Here is a 17,322-nt window from a genome sequence, read left to right on the forward strand (position 1 = left end):
GCCCGCGATCTGGCCGCCCCCGTGTATGCATCGCATGGGAGGGATCTCCTCAGTGGTCTGCTCGGCCATGGCCGGAGCGGCCGAGACGAGCGCAGCTGCCGCCACCCCGCCTGTCATTGCCAGTGCCGCCGCTGCGGTCGCGAGCATTCGTCGAATTACCATCGCGGTTCCTTCCATCCCTCGGGGGAGGGTTCCCGGAACCCGTGGTGAGGGTTCCTGTCCATCGGCTACCCTGGCCCTCCCGCACCCCTAACCAGCACCCACCACATCCAGCGACACCGACCACGACAGTGGTCCGCCCTGCCTGATTGTCGGTCCCACCCGTTACGCCAGCAGGAATCAAGCGGAATGGACGCAGCGCAAGGGCACGCCGAGGTCACCCAGCCGAGTTCGCGCTGAGCGCGCGGACGAGAACGACAACCGCCGCTTTGGTCTTCAGCGGAGCTGACACGTGCCCGACCGGACATGTCCGGTCCACGCGCAGCTTGCGGATGGGTAGGCCCCTGACTTGCGACACGCAAAGTAGGTCCGGACAACTCCCGGCCGACTGTCCGGACCTACTTTGCGGATTCGGCGTCCAGCGCGGCGGCCTGGGCACACGCAGGCGGCAGCTCGGCCAACGGGACAGTGTCCGGCCGGTGTGCGCCTGACAACCGGCACTGACCAGCTGCAAGACCTAGTGTTCTCGGCTTCACGACCGACCCGGCGCAGCGATGGCCACCTGAACATCAACCGTGGGGAAATTCACCTCTGTAACAACTATCTTGCCTTCTTTTAGGCGTCCTCAACCAATGTCACCGACGAGATCACTGGTGTCGACGTCCCAGTCGTTCTCGTAGTCCGTCTGGAAATTCTTCACGTACAACGCGTACCTGTACTCATCATCTCGCGGACCCCGTTCCCATCGACCTTCGCAACGGTAACCGGACCACCGCTCCCCAAAGTATCCGTTGCTTGCACCTGTCGCGTGGCAGCTGCTCTTGGATTCGTACGAACCCATATATGTCTCACTCGGATCCCAGGCCATAGCGGTTCCGCTTGCGCCCACCATCGTCAACAACACGCCGACTGTCACCGCCGTAATTCGACGAGTATTCATGTTCTTCACCTCTCCAGTATTGGCCAACCGGGTTCCTGGCACGTTGCCTGTTGACCGAAACTTGCTGACATCTCTCAGGTACCCATTACCCTGGCGGCGATTCGCCCAGATCGCCGCATTACGCGCGTACTACCCGAAAGTGGCAGGCCGAAAGCGAGTCCTTCCAGCGCGGGAATAGCCGGAGATCGACCGGAGGCGGTCAAAATCTCTCGACGAGAGAGGTTTTCTCCCTCGGTCACCGGCCCGCAAACTAGACCCGAACCCCGCAGTCGACCCGCAAACTAGGTCCGGAACCCGCAAGGTTCACGCGGACAGGACAGGACATATCTGCTGGTCGGGCACACTTTCACACTAGAGTGACGACGTATGTTGTCAGTGACAACGCACGTAGTCAGAGGGGCAGGGGCACCGTGGACGAGCAGGGTATGGGCCGGAGGAGTCACACGCGCATGGCACAGGATCCGCCTGTCCGTGCTCGACCGCGACCGCTGGGTGTGCCAGCTCTGCGGGCCCGTGAGCAACTCAGGCCTGTGCCCGCCTCACCCGCAGAGAGCCACCGTCACCACACCCGCCTGTCCGACGCGCAGACGTGCCGTTCGGCGTGCGTGTACGCGGCCGCCCGGGTGCTGCCCGGCGACCCGCCGCTCGTGGACGGCCGGATATCTCCCGGTAGATCGTCCGGGTTGTCGTGCGGTGAGGCTGCGCGGCGTGAAGAGCAGCAGGGAGATCATGGAGATCCTCGAGGCGTTTGACCTCACGGGGAGTTATCGTGCGGCGGCGGAGTTGGCGGGGTGTGACCATCACACCGTCGCGCGGTATGTGGCCCTGCGGGAGGCCGGTGAGCCGCCGGTGGCGCGGGAGCATCGTGTCCGCGCGATCGACGAGTACTTGCCGAAGATTGAGGAGCTGGTGGTGCGTTCCAACGGCCGGGTTCGCGCCGATGTGGTGCATCAGCGCGGATCACCGCGATGGGATTCACCGGTGGTGAGCGCACTACCCGTCGGGTGGTGGCGCAGGTGAAGCAGCGGTTGCGGGCTGGTCAGCGGCGGGTGTTTCGGCCGTGGATCGTGGAGCCGGATTTGTGGTTGCAGTGGGATTGGGGCCATGGACCGAAAATTGCTGGCCGGCAGACGCAGTTGTGGTGCGCGTGGCTGGCGTGGTCGCGGTTTCGGGTGGTGATTCCGGTGATGGACAAGACGCTGCCGACGATTCTGGCGTGTCTGGACACCACGCTGCGGCGGATCGGTGGTGTTCCTACGTATGCGTTGACAGACAACGAAAAGACGGTGTCGGTGGACCATGTCGCGTCGCTTGCGGTCCGCACCCGGACATCGTCGAGGTGGGCAGGCATTACGGGATGACGATCCGCACCTGCGTCCCGGCGGATCCGCAGTCCAAGGGCGGGTCGGAAGCGACGGTGCGGATCGCGAAGGCGGATCTGGTGCCCACCGATACCAATCTGCTCGCCGACTACCGCAGCTTCGGCGAGCTCGAGGCGGCCTGCCGCGAGTTCTGCGAGCAGGTCAATGACCGGCCGCACCGCGAGACCCACCGCCGCCCGGTCGAGGCGCTCGCGGAACAGCGAACCAGGTTGCATCCGCTGACCCGTAAGCCTTTCACTGTCGCGTTCGGCACCACCCGACGCGTCAACTGGGACGGCACCGTCTCGGTCGAGGGGGTGCGGTATTCGGTGCCGCACCAGCTGGTCGACTCGCGGGTCTGGGTCCGCTTCCACGGCGACGACCTGATCGTCACCTCCGTCGACGAGAACGGCCCTGCCGAGGTCGCCCGGCACGTCCGCTCAACACCGGGCAATCCCTCGATCCAGGACGAGCACTACCCACCCCGGCCTGATCACCACGGCGACCGCGCACCACGGGCGACCTCGGCGGAGGAAGCGGCCTTCCTGGCACTGGGCAGCGGCGCGGCGGCATGGCTGACCGAGGCCGCGGCCACCGGCGCCCGCCGGATCCGTCCGAAGATGGCCGAAGCGGTCACCCTGGCGAAACTCCATCCCGCTGAGGACGTTGATCGGGCGCTGGGGATCGCGGCGATTGCCGAGCGCTTCGCCGAGAACGACCTGATCCGCATCCTGACCCACAACACCGGCCGCGACGCGGGCGAAGCCTCCCGGGCCAGCGAGGACCACAGCCTGCAGCCGGGCACCTCGGCCTGGTCCCACTTCGGCCTCCCTGTCAGCGACAACGACTCCGAAAGTGATCTGTGATGACCTCTGGACTGCGCGTCGCCGGCCCCGCCGGTGACCCTCTTGCCGAAGCCGTCGAGGTTCATTCCAGACGAGGAATACCACAGCGCACGTTGACCGCGGTCCAGCGGAAGAAGGGTAAGCGGAGCAGGACCGTCTCACGACACGGGCGATTCGTCCAGTTGTCGTCGAGCACGATGGGCGGGATCGGATGGCCGGGCACGGCATCGGGGTCGACGGCGTCGACGATCTTGGAAATTCGCTCGTACACGCGCTGAGCGACAGCTTTCCACGTGAGTCAGAGGGGGCCAAGCGTGGACTGGGCGGGATTGGGGCGCTGAGCAGTGAAGGCAGGTTGTGCCCGGAGAGCGTCACCTCGACCATGCCGTCCGCGCGGGAAGCAACGCGATCTTGAGGGACTTTCAGCACGTACTGGCCCAGTTTCGTCAGGGCAGCCCACGTGTCGCCGTGGCACACCAGGCTCACCGTGCCGATTCCCGCTGCGCGCTGCATCCGCTGTTTGTGCTCCCGCCCGGCGGTTCCCAGGTCGTCGATCAGGTCACCAAGCCACGAAAACAATCCCATGGCCTTGGCTGCTGCCGCACCGCTTCGACCTGGCGTGCCCAACGCGCCACTGTTGTTCCCGGCACGAGGGACCGGCGCAGTCCCAGCACGATGCGTTCCCCGGTACGCGCGAGCAGGAACCGGCCGGCCGCGGTGGATCGAAGCCTGGGTCAGGAACACCGCGGCCAGGTGCCTACGAGCATCCACGGGATGGCCCTGTTCCGGCGTCGGTGACGGCACGGGTGGCCAGCAACGGCTGGAGAAGCCCAGCCCGGGTCAGCGTGAGCACCACCGCCGGCCCCACGACACCCCGGTGACCGGGGACGAACCCCGGCAGGTTCCGGATGCGAGCATGGGTCGCCACGCTGGTCACGCCGACCCCGCTGGTGCTGACCGCGGTGGCACGCTGACCAGGAGGTGGTAGCTGGCGGTGTGCTGCGGTTCGCCGATGGGGTGGCCCTCGACCTGGATCCAGGCGTGGGCGGCGAAGGGGTGGGTGCGCACACCGGTGCACCAGGTGGGCCAGGTGCCGTGGGCGCGGCAGTACAGGGCGGCGGCGATGGAGCGTTGCAGGCAGCCCCGTCCGGCGCAGCGCAGGCTGACCGCGACCACCGCGGTGCGGGCGGCGAGGGCCTGCTCGGCGGTGGCGGGGCGGGCGGCGCGTCGGGCGAACTCCAGTACCCGGCGCAGTCTGGCCGGGGGCAGGCGCAGGAGCAGGCGGGCGGCGCCGACCGCGAGCAGCGCCGGCACCCGGCGGCGCAAGGGCAGGCGGGCACGGGGTTCCAGGGTGACGGGGACGCTCATCGGTCGATCACCAGGTTCGCGGTCCGCAGGCGGTCGACAAGCCCGGTGACGTCGCGTTGTGCCTGGCACGGGTCGACGTGGTGGGTGGTGGCCAGGTTGTCGGCGATCTGGTCGGTGCTGTGCCCGTCGAGCAGGGCACGCAGCACCTGGGTACCGGTGGTGTTGAGTTGGAAGTAGCGGCCGCTGCGTTCGTCGAGCAGGACGGTGCCGTGTTCGGTGTCGGTGGTGGCCACCTCAGTGCGCAGGCGTGGGGTCATCGATGCTCCCGGGTCTGATGGCCCTCGGCGCGCAGGAGGTCGTCGCGCCGGTGGCCTGGATAGTGGTCGTGGTGTGGCGCAGCCAGGTTTCGCAGCCGAGCAGGCCTTCCAGGGCGAACATGGCGGTGTTGTCGCGCTGGGGTGCGAGCAGAGCGGCTCGGAGCTTGTCCGGGTCGATCAGTCCGGCAGTGGCCAGGGCGGAGTCGGCGAAGACCTCCAGCACGGCCGGGAGGTTGCGGGCCAGCCCGTCGCGCACGTCCTGGCCGAACTCGCCCTTGGTGCTCCGGCCGGTGATCGAGGGCGGCAGGATGTCCCGCAAGGCCTCGGCCAGCAAGGGCCGGTACCGCCACGGGCTGCGCCGCTCGTGCGGGAGCACCGCCAGGGCGGTGTCGATGACGCGGTCGTCGAAGAACGGCATCTCCAGGCGCACCCCGGCGGCGTCGAACACCCTGGCCAGTTGCCGGTAGGCCGGTGCGTTGGTGCCGATCGTGGTGAGAGTGGCGTGCTGCCCACGCTGGGGGGCCAGCGGCCGGGCGTGTGCGGCGGTGTCGCGCAGCACCCGACCGGCGGCGGCGAGCGCGGCAGGGGTAGCCCAGGACGGGGCGCGCAGGGGCTGACCCCAGTCCAGATCGGTCGGGGCATACCGCGAGGGCGGCGGATCGGTGAGCCGGTCGGCCTGACGATGCCACCAGCTGTTCAGACCACGCGGGTCGGCCAAGGCTTTCAAGGTTGCCGGCCACGACCAGCTTGCCAGCGCCCGGAAACCACGCACGTGACCCAAAGCACCTGGTAGCAGCCGCCCCCGCCGACGAACACGATCGCGATGTCGGTCGCCCGGTCGTCCCACAGGTGGCGCCAGTACTCGAAGCACTCGCGCGAGAGCCACTGCGCCTCGTCGCACACCAGCACCCGGAACCGCTGGGAGAGCGCCTTCTTCAGCACCGCGTCGAACTCGATCGGCTTGCCCGGCGGCGGCCCGCCGATCTGCAGCGCGTCGTAGAGCACGTGGCGGATGTCGCGCGGGGTCGGCCGGGCCCGGAACGGTCTTCCTGGGATCGCCGTAGTACTCGGCAAAAAAGGGCGGATATGGCACGGCCGCAGCAGGCCGCGCGGGAAGTACGGGCGGAGTCCCTGCGCCGCGCTCCCTCAGACGAGTGAACACCACTCCCGCGCCCGGCTGCTCGCCCGCCGCTGACCGGCCAGGACGGGGCTCGGCCGGTGGCGGGTCACCGTGGTGCCCGGTGTCGCTGGATGGGGTGGGCGCCGGTTGGTGGCGGGGACTGGAGGTAGCCCCACCACAGGAACGCCGCCACGGGGTTCCGGGAACCTTCCGGAAGGATGAAAGGAACCACGATGAGGATTCGACGAATGCTGGTCCCGGTGGTGACCGGCGCGGCAGCGCTGGCGATGACAGGCGGCGCCATGGTGATGGCAGCCGCTCCGGCCGCGGCCTGGGACAGGGTTTCGGCCGTGGACTGCGTGAAGGGAGGCGGCCGGGTCGAAGGCTCCCACACCTTCACGTGGTGCGAAGGCGGGGAACTCCACGGAAGGCGTATCGGCGGGGGATTTCGTCCTCCCATGCCCAACTAGGTGTATGAGGCCATGACGTTGGTGACGCCGGTGTGGAGCCTGGAGGCTGGTGGCTGATCTCCTGCGGCAGTGTGGTAGGTGGTAGCTCCTCTCTGTCAAGCCGCAGCGGGTGTTCCGGCCCGCTGGTCGGCTGTGAGATCCCCACCGACCGGCTGCGCGGCCTGATCGATCGAGCCGACGGCCCGCTGGCTAAGACCGTGTCTCACGTGGCGAGTTTGGTGAGTTGTTTGAAGCAGGTCAGTGCTGCGGCGAGGGTGGCGAAGGCGCCGTAGTTGTCGGCGTGGCGTTCGTATCGGATGGTCAAGCGGCGGTAGCCGGTCGGCCAGGAGATGGTGCACGCACCGGTCATCGATGACATGAGCGCTCTGCAGGGCCCGCTGTTGACCCTGTCGAAAGTGCTGGTCGACAGCCTAGATTCGGCGCAGCTCAGGGCCTCACTGGCGACACCACCGGACAAGCAAACCGCCAGCCTGGGACTGCTGCAGCTCTACCTCGCCCAGCGAGGCGGCCAGCCAGAGACTGTCCAACCCCTCAAGGACCTTCAGCGGCTGCGTTCAAAAGGTGGATTCGCTCACTACGTCGGGGGAGCCGTCAACCTGGAACTCGACGCGATAGCACCAGGCCTCCGCACAGCCGCTGAAGTCTTCGGACACCTCTGCCGTAACCTCATTAACGCGCTCAACGTTGTAACCGAAACGATCTCCACCTTCGCGAAACACAGTCGTAGGAGCTGACAAGACGATCACAGAACGGACGACGCGCCGCACCATCGGTGCCGCTCTAGGTCGAACCCCTGGCCGCGATTCGCGGGGCGGGAAACCGCAGCTCACGGAGCCGATGAACGCATTCCGTGGAACGCTGGGGCCAAGGCAACTAGCGATCGTCCTGCGACAGGAAATCGGCGGCTGCGCGAGCCCGGTCAGCGGCGTACTCGATTCCGAGTTCGGCCAGCCTCGATCGCCACCGTGCCCGCCAAGCGACGCGCTGTGCGTCGTCGGTGAACACGGCATCGATCGTGGATTTCGAGGTGAAGGGCCAGAGTGGATCCGGTTCCGCGGCAAGGCACAGTCGAGCCAGGATCGCGCGCCGGACGAGGTCGCGCATGCGATCGACGGCACGGTCGACGGCGACGCCGAAGGCATGTTCTACTTCCTGGCCCGGCACGGTAGATATCCCGCTGATGGCCCCGCGCAGCTTGTTCAACGAGATTTGGCCACCGTGGACCAGCAGTGAACGCAGTTTGTAGAGGTGCCCGACGTCGTCGAACAACGCCGTTGCCGGATCGGTGTCGGTCGCCAGCAACGTCGCTACGCGGGTCCGGAGGCGTAACGTCACCTCGTCCTTCGGATCCCCTTCGCCGATGAACACGGCCTCCAGCGCCGTGGCAAGGTCGACCAGATGTTCGTACGGGCTAGCGGTGCGGTGTGAGTGGTTGAACTTGGTCAAAGCGACGTCGAAGGAGGTCGCGGCCATCTTGTCGCGCTTGACGTCGGCCGCGTCGATCATGTTGCCGAGTGCGGTGAATGCATCGCCTTCGTGTCCCGTCAGGCGTACGGTGCGCCTGACGGTGGCGCTGCCGAGAATTCCCTTGCCGAAGGTGCGCATGCGCGGAGTCACCCGCGTAACCAGGGTCGTCGTACCCGTCACTTCATAGCCCGACTGCACAGTGCCGGCCGTAACCAGGCGAGCAAGGAACAGGAACCGCTCAAGTCGCTCGGACAAGCGGACGTCGACTGCGTTGTGGTCGGGCTCGTCGGTGGTCTCACGGGTGATCAGCAGCGCATGAGGTGGGTCGTAGACGTGGGGAACCTCCCGATCCCATGCCCGCGAAGCACCGTTGATCTCACGCTGGATGCGGCCGGTGAACTGCCCGAAGACGCCGTCCTGCTCGGGGACGACAGTGATCCCGCTGACCTCCACTTCCTCGCCGCTGGTTGTGGTCAGGTGGGACACGTGGCGGGTGGTGACGATCTCAATGGTCGTGGTCCCCAGCACCGTCAGCAGTTCGCTGATCGACTCGTCGATGCCCGGTGCGTCAAGGTCGAACCTGTCGACGCGTGCGCAGCGGGCGACGCAGGCCTCAAGGAGGGTGAAGATGTACTGCGAGGCGAACTCGCTGTGACGGCGCTTGAGCGGCTCGGCAAAGCGTTCGGGGTAAGTCTCGTCGAGCAGAGCTTCCAATGCTTTGTACTCGGCGAGCGCCATGATGTCGGGGCCGGCGTAGTCATGGCCAGCCGTAATGTAGGGCTGGTAGGTGGAGGGCGGGATGACATGGTCATCCCTGAGTACGTCGAAGGCCCTGGTGATGAAGGCTCGGCAAGCCGCGAGGATGTCTCGTTGTTCGACGACGTCGTTCATGGCCGTGAAGTGTGGCACTGGTCTCCGCCATGCCCCAAGCAGGTGAACCGAGCGTTGGCGGAGCTGTGCCGCGACCGGTGAAGGGGAAGCATGGTCGACGGGCAGCACGGTCGGTTCGACAAGGGAAGTGCCATGACCAGCGGCGGTGGTGACCGATTCGGTTTCGTCACCCTCCAAGACGATCTTGAAGACCAGAACCAATCACTCGGCAGCCACGTCGTCATCATCGACCGAGTACAGCTCGCACCGGCCTGGCGCGGCCTCGGCGGAGTTGGACGGCTGGGCATCAGTTGGGTTCCGCCCCAGCACCGGCAAGCTGTGGATCATGGATCCCGCAGACGGAACCCACGAGAACGCCGTCACCCAAATCGAGAAACCCTTGGAGTATAAAAGCTCCAGCTAAATGTAGGACCACATCCAGATCCTGGTATCGGGTCGATCTGTACGTTCGCGCCTTCACCTTGTCCTTGACACCGACTGAATCGCTTTCTTGGACGGCCTGGCGTAGACGCAATCCCGCCGAGTTCCCCGGTTCCATTGGCGGCGAAGAGTGAACCCGAGGAAATCGAAGCCCTCGTCGATGTGGACCACCCGGGCCCCACACCGCGGACCGAACGCGCCGGGCGTCGAACCCTCCGCATTCGGTGCAGGCCAACCCAGCCGGCCTCGCCTCGACTGCCGCCCGGCCCCTCCGCAGGGTGCTAGCGTCGGTCCATGGTCACCACGGAGGCAACCGAGCGCGCGCGTCACACCCGACATGCACTTCCGTCGACCGGCGCAAACAACACCTGTTCGTCGTTTCCGAAGGGCTGGTGAAATGGCCGGCGGCACGACCAAGCGGCTCGACCTGTCCACCCCGGTCAAGAACCTGCTGTGGTCCGAATCCGGCGGACACTGCCAAAACCCGCAATGCCGCGCCGACCTGCACGTTCTCATCGAACAGCAACACCTGCACCTCGGCGAGCTCGCTCACATCATCCCCGCCCAAACCGGCGGCCCCCGAGCCGACGAGAATCCCGAGCTCACCGAGTCCGACCGAGCACAGCCAGAGAACATTCTCCTGCTGTGCGCAACCTGCCACACCATGATCGACAAGGCTTCACACGCCTACCCAGCCACCCTGCTGCACGAGTGGAAGCAGCGCAGTCAGAACGCCCGAACGCAAGCCTTCGGCACCCCAACTTTCGACACCCGCGCGCAGGCTCGCGACCACATCGAACCGCTGCTCGAGGCCAACAAGGCCGTGTTCGACCGCTACGGCCCCCGCTCCGGAGACTTCGACGACGACCGCGCCGATCAGTGGCAGCGGCACGTCGCTGCCACGATCATCCCCAACAACCAGCAGCTCCAGCGGGTGCTACTCGCCAACCGCCACCTGCTCACCACGCAGGAGAAGACCACATTCCACACGTGGGCGATCCACGCGCAGGAACTTGAAGAGCGTCACCTCAAGGGTGACTGGACCGCCGGCTCGACCCGGTTCCCTCCGGCGATGGGCACCATCCTGGAAGACGAGCAGTGAACAGCCGCGACTGGGTCGTCCAGCAGCTCCGCGAAGACGAGCACGTCGTCGTGCCCATCGGCGACAACGGACTGGCCGTCTCGCGTCCAGGCCGCCCCGACGCCGTCGCCTACTGCTGCGAACGCTCCACCATCAAGATCGTCACCACCGCGGTGGTAGCCCGAGCACTTATCGACCTACCCCAAACACAGATGGTCCTCGTCTTTCTCAGCCAGCAAATCCACACCGACACCTACGAATTCGCCGGCGACCACGGATTGGCCATCGGAACCCTCGGCAATCTGCACGGTGCGCTCCACAGCTGCGACAACATCGGCACCTACCAGGATCGCGAAGAGGCGTACGTGCGCCGACGCATGGCTAGCTTGCGTGCGGTCACTCGTGTACGGCGCAAAGGCCACAGCGCATGGGTGCTCGAACGACCTGGCAAGCTCCGGTCAATCACGATCGTCACCAGCGACGCCTACGAAGTCACCGACCTGGAATTCACCAACGCGTTGAACCAATACTCCACACTTGCCCCGGACGCGTTCGTCGCAACCAGTCCCATCGTTCGGGGCTTCAGCGATCGTGTGTCGGCAACAGCCCGCGACGCTGGCATCAAGCTCCTCACCATGAACGATTTCGTCCGAACGCTGCGCGAGCCATGGACTTAAAGCAGCGTTGGCCGATCCTCGACGAGCTGTGCACATGCGCGACACAGTTTCCCGACCTGCAACTCTGGGTCTTCGGATCCATGCTGCGCACCGACCACCCTCGAGACCTCGACGTGCTGATCATCTACACCGACCCCCAGCACGTCACAGACCTGTACGGCATGCGTCAGTGGGAAGCAACGCTGCCACCACTGCACTTCATCGCGATGAAGCCAGACGAAGAACACGACTACCGCTTCATCCACGGCACCAGAGCAGTCCCGCTGCACCCACCACCGCCCACCCCAAACTCACCGGACTCCGCCACAAAGCCACGAGGTCAGCTAAGCTAAGCTGAGTCGATTTTGCCTGGCCAGAAGCAACAACGTGTCACGTCAATCACGTGCAGGCCGCGGACTCGGCGTACCGGTCCACGATGCCAGCGCACCCAGATCGGCACGCCACCCGCCTCGCGCACGAAGCTCAACTTCTGCGCGCTCCACCCCTTGTTCGTCGAGTCGATCACGATCACCACGTCCGGTAAGGCGGGACGCTCGATAACCAGATCAACGATGCCAGACAACGAGCCACCCTCCCGTATCGTCGGCACGAATACCTCGCGATGACACCGCCACCTCCGCTCACCTCGCCCATGGGCACCCGCCCACCGTTCAATCATCTGCGTCAGCGCGGCCGTACCAGCGGCAACACCATCGCCGGCCACGGCGTTGACCACGAGTTCAGCCCGCGCGCGCAACCGCTGACCAAGCTTCGCCGCCACCACCGAGCCGTCACTGGGAACCGGAGCGTCGACGCCAGCGATGTGGCGGATCCCGGCCATCCAAAACAGCTTGTCCGTTACTCCGACATGCGCCACGCACGGCTGCAGTTCCTCGATACTCGACAGCTTCGCCGCGGCGTCGACGATCTGCTCGCTCGCGCGACGGACAAACCAGCCGAACCCTCGACAGTCTCCCTGCTCCACGCCCACCAGGGCCTCGTCGCCTCGATGCCACCAGAACGAGTGCCACTCGCGGTACAACGAAGCTGGCAACACGGCTGATGCCTTTGCGGCCAGCTCCGCTTTCCACTGTTCGGCCTCTGCCAGCGAGATCTCGAACACCGCGGAACCGCCGTCCGCGACTCGCGTGTACGGGGCGCTGAGCCGTGTCCATGCGTTCTGTGCACACTTCGAACAGCAGCGTTCAGGCCGCGCCTGATACGACTCGACAGTCAACTGGTGCCCACACCGATAGGCCACGGTCCGCCAGCGCCCGGCGCAGTGCGGGCACGCCGCGACATCGCCATTCTTCCACCAATCTGGCCGTACGCGGTCGACGACCGGCTCACGCCACTCGTGCCCGGCGCGGCAACGCCACCACGCGTTGAGGATGCTAGTCGCCGCGGTGTCCGATGGCGGTTCTTCGTCGGGTGCCACGTTGTCGACACCGACGGGTGCAGCGCCGCCAAGGTCTGCTCGGGCTTCAACCCCATGGCCGTGAACGGTACAAGTCGGCACCGACATAACCCTGCTGTCACCGCAATGGGCTACCCACCCTGGCGAAACCGCCTGCGCACCGCTACCGACCCCACCCAAGGCGACCGGCTACGCCACCGCATCGACGACGCCCGCGCCTAACCCGTCAGCCCGATATCAGAGCTGTTGCTTGGTGCGGAGCACGACCGGATCTGGAACTGTTGCACGCACCCTGCGCCTGGCGAAGGCGCGAGCTACGGCAACCTCAAGTTCGAGCGAGGCACTGTGACCAGACCCCACGATATTCCACGCGATCCGCTGCCCGTGTGGGAAGACAACTTCCCCGAACGGCAGCGGCGAGCCGTCGCGGCCGCGCACCGGCTCTCAGCTGACGACCTCGCCGACCACGATGCACCGGTTCTCATCCATACGATCCTGGAGGAACATGCGGCGGCGCCCATCGTCCCGCGGTTCGACCTGAAGTGGTTCCAGGAAGTCGCGCATCCGCCGACTCGCAGCGCTGCGGAAGCACCGACAGCGAGTCCCATGCAGATCGAGCTTGGTGTTCCGATGGAAGGCGCAGGTGCAGTCTTGTTCAGGTTGCCCGATCGCGTCTTATCCTCCGGTGGGAACAACAGAGTACCCGTCGGCGCAGACCATGACTATCCCGTATGGCACGGACTGCTTGTGTTGCCCGTAGCCGATGGCGAGCAGGTGTGGGCCAGCTTCGAACTCTGGCTACGCCAGACCTGGCGGGCATGGGAAGAAGCCCTGACTACCTGCATCGAGACTGCCAACAGCATGATCTATCAGCACCAGGCCGAGGTCGTTGCTGCTATCGCCCCCATCGTCACAACCCGACGGTCACGAGTCGTGGCCCTCCGCTCGGCATCAGCCAACCTGTCGATTCCACTGTTCCCAACTCCGAGATCCTCGGTTACCGTGCCGGTCAAGGCCCGCCAACTGACGCTGGAGCGCGTTGAGCAATTTCGGGCTTCTGGCGTCCCCGAGTACACCCTGGCAGGCGAGATCGCCGACAGCCTGATCGGCATGATCACCTCCTTCGGCCGCGCTCTGGAGCGGCTTCCCAGCGCAGCCGACCGGATCGCCGGCGAGAACGAAGAAGGCATCCGCGACCTACTGCTGTTCATCCTCAACGCCAACTACGGCGGGTTGGCAACCGGCGAAACCTTCGTCGGGAAGGGAAAAACTGACATACTACTGCGCTGGCGCGACAAAGACGCCTTCATCGCCGAGTGCAAATTTTGGAACGGCCCCGCCAAGTTCACCGATGCTATCGACCAACTACTCAGCTACACCGTCTGGCGCGACACGCGCATCGCACTCGTGCTGTTCATCCGAGACCGAACCGACATCACGGCCGTCATCGACAAAGCCAGTGAGTGCCTCCGCCAGCACGAACAGTGCCTATCCCACACCGCCTCCGCGAGCGAAGATGATCCGCCCGAGTTCACGCTCTCCTCGACCAGCGACGCCCGGCGCGCCATCCGGCTCACCCTGCTCACCGTCGCCATCCCACGGCCAACCTCACCGTGACTCCATCCGACGCGGGTCCCGGCAACAGGCGCCCCTTGCGGCTACAGGTCGGTATCCGGCGAGCGCCGGTTTTTGTCCGCACCAGGCAATTCACGAGTCTCATAAGAAGGGCCGATAGCGTGATTATCGGGCCGAGTCACGGACTTGAGGCCTCCGTCGCCCGAACGGCCCAATGTCCGCCCGTGGCCAACCCCAGAGCCGACCTCGATGCCCCTCCCGGCTGGCACCCATCTCGGCTTTGCGGGCATTCTGACCGGCATCACCACCGAACAGGAAGCCCAGCACGCTACCCACGGGATCCAGCATCTCCCCGACGGCACCAGTCTGAGACGGAAAGCACTAGCAAGCGTAACCGGTTGCCCGAAACGAGTGACGATCACCGAAAACGATGTGCCGAGGACAGCGTAGCATGTAGATACATCGGAGTGGACGAAGACGACGAACTACTGGAAGCATGGGATTCTGCAGGGGCGAAGATCCTCATGCTCGCCGAAGCGGGTGTGTTGCCCGGTCGGATGCCAGTCGTCAGGTACTTGGGATTGAAAGCGGCACCATTCTACCGGGTCGTACTCGAGGTACTTGTCGATGAGGAGTCACGACTCGGGCTTCAGCTCCCGACGGCAACCATCGCTCAACGGGTGACGGAACGGCTCGAAAAGGCCGCCGGCGGCCCCATCGACTATCCTCCGGTCGCGAAACTGCTTGAGCAGCTGTGTGAGTGGGGCAACGTCGACCGGATCCACAACACGCACCGCAAGGGCAGCCCTCAGGAATACCTACGGCAGGACTACCTCTACCAGATGACGCCCGCCGGCACGGTCGTCCACCGCGAGCTCACCAAGATCGACCAGGAGCTCGGGATGACCGGCGCGCTCCAAGCATCGATGCTGCCTGAGGTGCGCCAGGCACTGCTGGAACTGGTCGCTGCACTCGGCGAGCCCAGCGCGGCAGACCGCGACCAGCGAGCCTACATCGCCTTCACCCGTGTCGTAAACGGGTTCACGCAGCTGTCGGAGAACGCCAAGCTGTTCGTCCAGGGCTTGAACCGGTCGCTGCATCTCGACTCCACGGCGAAGGCCGAAAGGTTCTTGGCCTACAAGCGGCTCGTGGTCGATTACCTGCAGACCTTCTCGATCGGGATCGCGAAGTTCGCGGCGGGTATCGCCGAAGGGATCGAGGCCGCCGAGCAGCGCGGCATTCTGGCCGTCCTTCCCGATATCGCCGCAGTCGAGGCCGCACCCACGCTGAATGTGTCGACGGAAGAAGCAGCTGTCCGCGACGCAGAGGTGATGCGCGCACAATGGCTCGGGCTGCGGCGGTGGTTTTTTCCAGACGGCGACCGGCAACCGGTGGTGACCACGCTGGCCGACCGTTCCGTCGAGGCCGTCAGCCGGATCATGACCACGGTGCGTCAGCTGAACGACGAGCGCTTCCGGCGGGTGAACCGCAAGGCGGACTTGGTGGCGATGGCGCGGTGGTTCTCCTCGGCCGGCACTGACGTGACCGCCCTGTGGCACGCCGGTTTCGGGCTCTACTCCGCACGTCATCTGGGCGCGCCGCACCCGGCGGAGGCCGAAATCGACATCCGGCAGGGTATCGGATGGTGGGAGGGCGTCGCCCCGCCGATTTCACCGCGCCTGCGCACGCAAGGCCCCCGAGCGAGCGGAGGGGTCGCTTCGCGCCTGCCGAACCAGCGCATGGCGAAGAAGCTGCTCCGGATGAAGCAGGAAGCGGAGGATGCCGCAGTGGAGGCAGCCGCCAAATCTCTCGCCGGTCGTAGCCCATGCTTGTTGTCCAGTCTCACCCATCTCCCGGCCGCGGAGTTCGACCTGCTGCTGCGATGCCTCGACGTCGCGCTCGCCAGCCCTGAGCACAACGGAATCCGGTACGCGGAAACCAGCGATGGGTTGATAAGGGTGACGCTGCGGCAACCCGAGTCCGACGACGTCGCCACGATCACCACACCACGTGGCACCATGGGCATCGCCGACCTCCACATCACGCTGGAGGACATGGGGAGCGCCTCGTGATCCTGGAGGAAACCACACGGGAAGAGCTTCGCCAGGCCACCCGGTTCCTCGTGCTGAACCCCTTACTGCACCCAGGTGGACGTCACGCCAAAATGGCAACACTGGTGCACAGCCACGCCAAGCCGCTCAAGGCCTGGTTCGATGAGTACCTGGGCTGGCCACTGGTGATCGAACGTGACGTCATACGCCTGGTCAAGGTGCCCGAGCCGCAGACCGTGACGCACAGGGACGACGCCCCAAACGCCCGATGCTGTGCCCTGTTCTGCCTCGTGCTGGCCACGCTCGAAGATGCAGGCACGCAGACCGTCATCACCGAACTCGCCGATGAGGTCACCACGATTATCGCGGCCACCGAGGGAATTCCCGCCTACGACTCGACGGAGTACTCTGAACGCAAGGCGTTCATCCAGGCGATCCGGCTGCTGACGACCCATGGTGCGCTGGTTCCCGTGCAGGACAGCGCTTCGACCCACGAAGACGAGAACAGGTACGTCGAGTCCGAGGGAAACGCGCTCTACGACGTGGACCACCGCACAGCGGCATTGCTCCTCGCTTGTCCCACTCCCCCTGCGCGAGCCGCGATCTACCAGCACATCACTCGGCAGTCCTATCCGGACACGGTGGAAGGCGCCAACAGACGACGGCGCCACGCCGTCATGCGGCGGCTCGTCGACCATCCGGTGATGTACTTCGACGAGCTGACCGATGACCAGATCGATTACTTCCGCAACCAGCGCGCCCTCTTCGTCCGCCAGTTACGGGAAATGCTGGACACCCGCCTCGAAGTGCGCGCCGAGGGCGCCGCCATCATCGACGACGAGCTGACCGACCTCGCCTTTCCCAAGGATACCAAGGACCAGTTCGCCGCCCTGCTCTTCGCGCACGCTCTCGCCGACGAACCGAACGCGACGGAGCCGGGGAATCAAGTGGCGGACGAAGTCCTGCACCGAATCGCGGACCAGGTAGCACCACAGCTTGCGGCCCGCGCGATCAGAGCGAGCAGTCCGAGGGAGGTTCGGCAGGCAGCACTCACGGTGCTCACCAAGCTCCGGCTGGTCGAGCCCCTCGACGAAGGTGGCGCCCGTACCCTGCCCGCGCTCGGCCGCTACCGCAACGTCCGAGAACCCATTACAGCACAGCAAGAACCGGCGGCGGCGCTGTTCGCACTGCCCGGCGACGAGGAAACCGATGTCACCCAGTCCTGACTCCCCACACTTACGCGA

Annotated in this window: 14 protein-coding genes and 3 pseudogenes; 8 read left to right on the plus strand and 9 right to left on the minus strand. The window is 65.7% G+C overall.

Annotation, left to right across the window (positions count from 1 at the left end; genetic code table 11):
- Nucleotides 1–1,807: 1,807 nt before the first annotated feature.
- Nucleotides 1,808–3,320: pseudogene (gene istA, locus L3Q67_RS02630) on the plus strand (IS21 family transposase); the annotation flags it as partial.
- Between the two features lie 67 nt (nucleotides 3,321–3,387).
- On the opposite strand, the gene L3Q67_RS02635 reads toward istA, so the two are convergent.
- From L3Q67_RS02635 to L3Q67_RS02660, 6 genes and pseudogenes are all read right to left on the minus strand, one after another.
- Nucleotides 3,388–3,576 (minus strand): hypothetical protein, encoded by a 189-nt coding sequence (locus tag L3Q67_RS02635; RefSeq protein ID WP_499188003.1) that lies wholly within the window; start codon nucleotides 3,574–3,576, stop codon nucleotides 3,388–3,390.
- 662 nt (nucleotides 3,577–4,238) lie between these two features.
- Nucleotides 4,239–4,673, minus strand: coding sequence for a transglutaminase-like domain-containing protein (locus L3Q67_RS02640; RefSeq protein WP_499188004.1), 435 nt, complete (start codon nucleotides 4,671–4,673; stop codon nucleotides 4,239–4,241).
- Entirely contained in the window at nucleotides 4,670–4,930 is a 261-nt protein-coding gene (locus L3Q67_RS02645; protein ID WP_499188005.1) for a lasso peptide biosynthesis PqqD family chaperone, read from the minus strand. Before L3Q67_RS02645 ends, L3Q67_RS02640 begins: the two co-directional genes overlap by 4 nt.
- Nucleotides 4,908–5,648: an adenine nucleotide alpha hydrolase family protein gene (locus L3Q67_RS02650; RefSeq protein ID WP_499188006.1), complete on the minus strand. Its 741-nt coding sequence runs from the start codon at nucleotides 5,646–5,648 to the stop codon at nucleotides 4,908–4,910. Before L3Q67_RS02650 ends, L3Q67_RS02645 begins: the two co-directional genes overlap by 23 nt.
- 5 nt (nucleotides 5,649–5,653) lie before the next feature.
- Complete coding sequence (locus L3Q67_RS02655) at nucleotides 5,654–6,004, minus strand: ATP-binding protein (protein ID WP_499188007.1); 351 nt, start codon at nucleotides 6,002–6,004, stop codon at nucleotides 5,654–5,656.
- Between the two features lie 718 nt (nucleotides 6,005–6,722).
- A pseudogene (locus L3Q67_RS02660) lies at nucleotides 6,723–6,851 on the minus strand (IS5/IS1182 family transposase); the annotation flags it as partial.
- Nucleotides 6,852–6,876: 25 nt separating this feature from the next.
- Between L3Q67_RS02660 and L3Q67_RS02665 the strand changes: the two are divergent.
- On the plus strand, nucleotides 6,877–7,254 hold the full coding sequence (locus L3Q67_RS02665; protein WP_499188008.1) for a hypothetical protein: 378 nt from the start codon (nucleotides 6,877–6,879) through the stop codon (nucleotides 7,252–7,254).
- 139 nt (nucleotides 7,255–7,393) lie between these two features.
- On the opposite strand, the gene L3Q67_RS02670 is transcribed toward L3Q67_RS02665, so the two are convergent.
- Nucleotides 7,394–8,878 carry a hypothetical protein gene (locus L3Q67_RS02670; RefSeq protein ID WP_499188009.1) on the minus strand — a complete coding sequence of 495 codons (1,485 nt, stop codon included), beginning with the start codon at nucleotides 8,876–8,878 and terminating at the stop codon, nucleotides 7,394–7,396.
- An 817-nt stretch (nucleotides 8,879–9,695) separates the two neighbouring features.
- On the opposite strand from L3Q67_RS02670, the gene L3Q67_RS02675 reads away from it, so the two are divergent.
- The 3 genes from L3Q67_RS02675 to L3Q67_RS02685 are packed head-to-tail and all read left to right on the plus strand — an operon-like array spanning nucleotide 9,696 to nucleotide 11,388.
- Nucleotides 9,696–10,400, plus strand: coding sequence for an HNH endonuclease family protein (locus tag L3Q67_RS02675; RefSeq protein WP_499188010.1), 705 nt, complete (start codon nucleotides 9,696–9,698; stop codon nucleotides 10,398–10,400).
- A complete protein-coding gene (locus tag L3Q67_RS02680) occupies nucleotides 10,397–11,056 on the plus strand; it encodes a hypothetical protein (protein WP_499188011.1) in 660 nt (219 codons plus the stop codon). Before L3Q67_RS02675 ends, L3Q67_RS02680 begins: the two co-directional genes overlap by 4 nt.
- Nucleotides 11,047–11,388 carry a nucleotidyltransferase domain-containing protein gene (locus L3Q67_RS02685; protein ID WP_499188012.1) on the plus strand — a complete coding sequence of 114 codons (342 nt, stop codon included), beginning with the start codon at nucleotides 11,047–11,049 and terminating at the stop codon, nucleotides 11,386–11,388. Before L3Q67_RS02680 ends, L3Q67_RS02685 begins: the two co-directional genes overlap by 10 nt.
- On the opposite strand, the gene L3Q67_RS02690 is transcribed toward L3Q67_RS02685, so the two are convergent.
- Both L3Q67_RS02690 and L3Q67_RS02695 read right to left on the minus strand, forming a co-directional pair.
- Nucleotides 11,385–12,158 carry a hypothetical protein gene (locus tag L3Q67_RS02690; RefSeq protein WP_499191812.1) on the minus strand — a complete coding sequence of 258 codons (774 nt, stop codon included), beginning with the start codon at nucleotides 12,156–12,158 and terminating at the stop codon, nucleotides 11,385–11,387. The two genes, L3Q67_RS02685 and L3Q67_RS02690, sit on opposite strands and share 4 nt — an antisense overlap.
- A 207-nt stretch (nucleotides 12,159–12,365) precedes the next feature.
- Nucleotides 12,366–12,560, minus strand: a pseudogene (locus L3Q67_RS02695) (zinc-ribbon domain-containing protein); the annotation flags it as partial.
- Between the two features lie 237 nt (nucleotides 12,561–12,797).
- On the opposite strand from L3Q67_RS02695, the gene L3Q67_RS02700 reads away from it, so the two are divergent.
- The 3 genes from L3Q67_RS02700 to L3Q67_RS02710 all read left to right on the plus strand — a co-directional run bounded on the left by L3Q67_RS02700 (nucleotide 12,798) and on the right by L3Q67_RS02710 (nucleotide 17,304).
- Nucleotides 12,798–14,069: a hypothetical protein gene (locus L3Q67_RS02700; protein WP_499188013.1), complete on the plus strand. Its 1,272-nt coding sequence runs from the start codon at nucleotides 12,798–12,800 to the stop codon at nucleotides 14,067–14,069.
- A 425-nt stretch (nucleotides 14,070–14,494) separates the two neighbouring features.
- A complete protein-coding gene (locus L3Q67_RS02705; RefSeq protein WP_499188014.1) occupies nucleotides 14,495–16,099 on the plus strand; it encodes a DUF2397 domain-containing protein in 1,605 nt (534 codons plus the stop codon).
- Nucleotides 16,096–17,304, plus strand: a complete 1,209-nt coding sequence (locus tag L3Q67_RS02710; RefSeq protein ID WP_499188015.1) for a TIGR02678 family protein — start codon at nucleotides 16,096–16,098, stop codon at nucleotides 17,302–17,304. The genes L3Q67_RS02705 and L3Q67_RS02710 overlap by 4 nt, the downstream gene beginning before the upstream one ends.
- Nucleotides 17,305–17,322: the final 18 nt, after the last annotated feature.

Origin of the sequence: Saccharothrix sp. AJ9571 (assembly GCF_021725495.1) — a bacterium.
GTDB lineage: Bacteria > Actinomycetota > Actinomycetes > Mycobacteriales > Pseudonocardiaceae > Amycolatopsis > Amycolatopsis magusensis.